The organism is Mycobacterium zoologicum (assembly GCF_020181635.2).
GTDB classification, from domain to species: Bacteria; Actinomycetota; Actinomycetes; order Mycobacteriales; family Mycobacteriaceae; genus Mycobacterium; species Mycobacterium zoologicum.
In genome coordinates, this window is sequence record NZ_JAYJJS010000065.1 from 1 (window position 1) to 3,257 (window position 3,257).

Genomic DNA, 3,257 nt, shown 5'->3' on the forward strand with positions numbered 1-3,257 from the left:
ACCGAAACGGAGGTCGCCTGAAACACCCCGATCCACAGGTATTGACAATTCCTCCCGACGAACAACCGCTCGCCCAAACCTGGGAGGTCGAGACGAACCCCTTCGAGTTCTTGGGGGCTGTCGTCGTCACGGTGCGTAGGTCCCTTCGCGACTCGGAACTTGGCCGCATGGTTCAGCATCCGATTGATGAAGCCAATCGTCTCAATAGGCTGAGTGTTCAGCAGCCTGAAGAACGGGCCGTAGAACCACGCTGCGGCAGAGACACCGAACCCTGGCCAAAGGCCGTGCTTGAAGTCCCGTATGCCGTCATCGAGTTCATGACCTGCACCCCATGGGCTTCGAGGTTTCGGCAGCTCGATGTAGTACGCCTCAGCGAGGTCGAGGAGTAGCTCAGGACGGGACTGAGACATGCTCAGCGACACTGCAAACGACTCAACCGCGGGATTCAGATTGCCTGGACGCTCTAGAGCGACGGCTCGTAGCCACGCTTCCGCACGGTTGTCGAGATCTGGGCCGAGCGTTGCGAGAGCCTCGACGGCGAAGGCATCGTGACGCCGACGGTCGTCAGCGAGGATGGTGTCGCGGACAGCTTGCCGCAAGCCATCTGGCTGGCGATGTGAGCTGGTCATCCCACGCAGCCAGGCGAGGACAAGGTCTTTGATGAGTTCACGGACAGTGCGATGGCCGAGCCCTGGAATATTTCCAATGCTGGGACGATCACAGAAGGCCACTCTGACGAGCGGTGCAAGTGCGAACGGATCTCCGATTGTGCCGTTGACGTAGCGTGCCTCGGCTAGGCGAAGTAGGGTCGCCAGTGCCGCGCCATCGTCTGCAGTCAACGCATCCCAAAGTCCGCGGATGGCCTGCTCCGCGTTTCCGAGCGTCAAGAGAGCTTCGAATGGAATTTCTGACCATCGCTCGCCGTGATCATTGGCGATCTGCGCGAACTGAGTTGTGAGGTCGTTCCAGGCGCTCGGCTGCGACATGACTAGTTGGGCTTGGCATCCGAGTCGTGTTGCACGAATGGACCAACGAGGGGCGCCGGCCGTCGCTAAGGCCTGCCAGCCTTCGACAATGAATAGTCTGCAGAGGGCGAAATCCCTGAACAGATCAGTTGAGAACTCGTCCCCGGAAGCTAGAGCTGGGTTGTTCGGTAGCCGGAGGACTCCGTCAGACCGCAATTCGGCGGCGGCGGACCCAGGGATGTAATCGGAACGCAGGCCCAGACTCCGCTTCGCCACTGCCAGCGTCGCTTGTTCGCGGTCGTCTGGTGATGCCATTCCAGCAGGACGCTCCTCGTCGCATCGAATCAAACTGCGCCACACCGCGCTGAATACGTCGGCTTCGCAAAGGAATTTCGCAGGATCAAGTTCTTCACCAGTTCGCAGAAGGGCATCAACCAAGCCAGGCCGGCCGAGCAGCCACTTTGCCCGCTCATCGCTACCCAGCCGTGCGAGTGTGGGGAAGGTTCCGGCCAATTGGTCGCGCTCATCCTGCGTCAGGGGGCCTAGGACGAGCTCGCTTGGCGCAGAGTCAATTCCAGCCAACTCAGACGATCTTGCCAGTACTTCGCGAACCTGTCGCGATCCATCGGTGCGGGTGACGACGACAACGCCGACACCTGCCTTCAGAGCCGAAATGGAAAGTTCCTGCAAGATAGCAGCTTTGCCTTCAAGCGCGGATTCAGCGCCGTCGACTAAGAGGAGTCTTACGGACCCTGTTTCGCTAGTGGCCAGTACATCGTCGAGCGAGAATCCGCCGAGGAGGCCCTCGAACTCGGACGGGTTCTGGGGCAAGTCTCGCAGACTGAGCTTGGTAATCGCTGCGCCGCCGTTCCGGAGTTCCTCTGCGGCACGGAGGCATAGTGCAGACTTCCCGACATCCGGTTCACCCGTGACGACGAGCGAACCACTTGAGCTTCCTGCCGATTTCATGGCCGCGTCGACGCGCGATCGCTCGGCTGATCGCTCCAGCTCAAGGGTTTCAGAGCCAGCGCGCAATGAGGGACTGACTGAGTTGCGAAGGCGCAAGCCCAGCCTGTCCATTACTGTCCATGCGCCGCCGAATCTCGGGGATCTTAGAAGTCGGTAGTCGCCAAGGTTTCGACGGATCACCGATTGGTCTAATACCGCTCCTTGCGGCGCCCACGTGCCAACGAGCTCCTCAATCCGGGAGAAGAGTGCGTCGGCGGCTGCCGGTGTTCCGTCGTAAAGAACGCGTTGCAGCGTGTTCACGGCCACCGTTCGGTCGGTGCGATCAGTTCTCTCAAGGCGGAGCTTGCGAACGGTGAGACTGGACAGTAGGCGCCATGTGAGCTCCACGCTTGCAAGTCGGGATGCCGCTGTCTGGCCATCGGCGGCTTGCTCGACAAGCCCCTTGATGTGTCCGTATCGGTTACGGACACCCTCATTCGTGCGCCCCGGCTGGGTGAGTCGGGCTTCAAGCTCTTCGCCGCTTGGCATGGACCGAGCGATCTCAGCGAGGTCAGAAAGTTGGGTGATCGCGTTGGCGTTGCTCGACACGGCAAGGACGAGTCGCCAGCGGCTGGCCGATACAGTGGCCCACTGTTCAAGGACGACCGCCAGGAAGTCGCGGATCAGTGGAACGGAGTCGGTGTCACTTTGGGTGAGTGAGGGACTCCGACGGACGGCGATCGACGATCGGTACACCTCGCCATGCCTGTCACGTCCTTCGATCAGGATGTCGTCAACATCAGCCTGGTCGCTCGCCTGCAACCGAATCGAATCGACGGCAATGGAGTCTCCGAGCTCGGTCAGGGCTTCGCCCGCGAGGAGACCAGCGATCAGGTATGCGGCGTAAGTGTGCTCTAGGCGAACTCCTCCGCCGCCGGTCGAATACGGACTTGACCCGGTTGGGGCTGCACTCGCCGAGGGGACTACTTCCTGCAGCCATTCGCTGATCGAAGGATGCGAAACCGCCAGCCGCCACAATGTTGCGCGCCCGGACTTCTCCGATGTCACGAAGCCGGCTTCGCTGAGCCTTCGGAGCGCATCATTCGCGGTGGTCGGAGCGACGGTCAATGCGCTGGCAACTTTGCGGCCCGATAGCGGGTCGGTGCTCCCAGCGAGTAGGGACAGGGTGCGGTACTCAGTCTCGCTGAGCGTTGCCTGCAGGGTCTCGGTCGCGGTCGCCACAGGGCCACCCTATAGCCATGTCCAGAAAATATGGACATGGCTATAGATGGATATTACGGTCGGTGGGAGCCGGCGTTCCGCTGCTTGGTGAGCCAGTGTTCC

1 protein-coding gene is annotated in these 3,257 nt (G+C 61.0%); it reads right to left on the reverse strand.

The window, feature by feature from the left end; all coding sequences use genetic code 11:
- On the reverse strand, window positions 1–3,155 hold a 3,155-nt coding region (locus K6T84_RS23680; protein ID WP_329786976.1), incomplete at its 3' end, for a helix-turn-helix domain-containing protein.
- Window positions 3,156–3,257 lie beyond the last annotated feature (102 nt).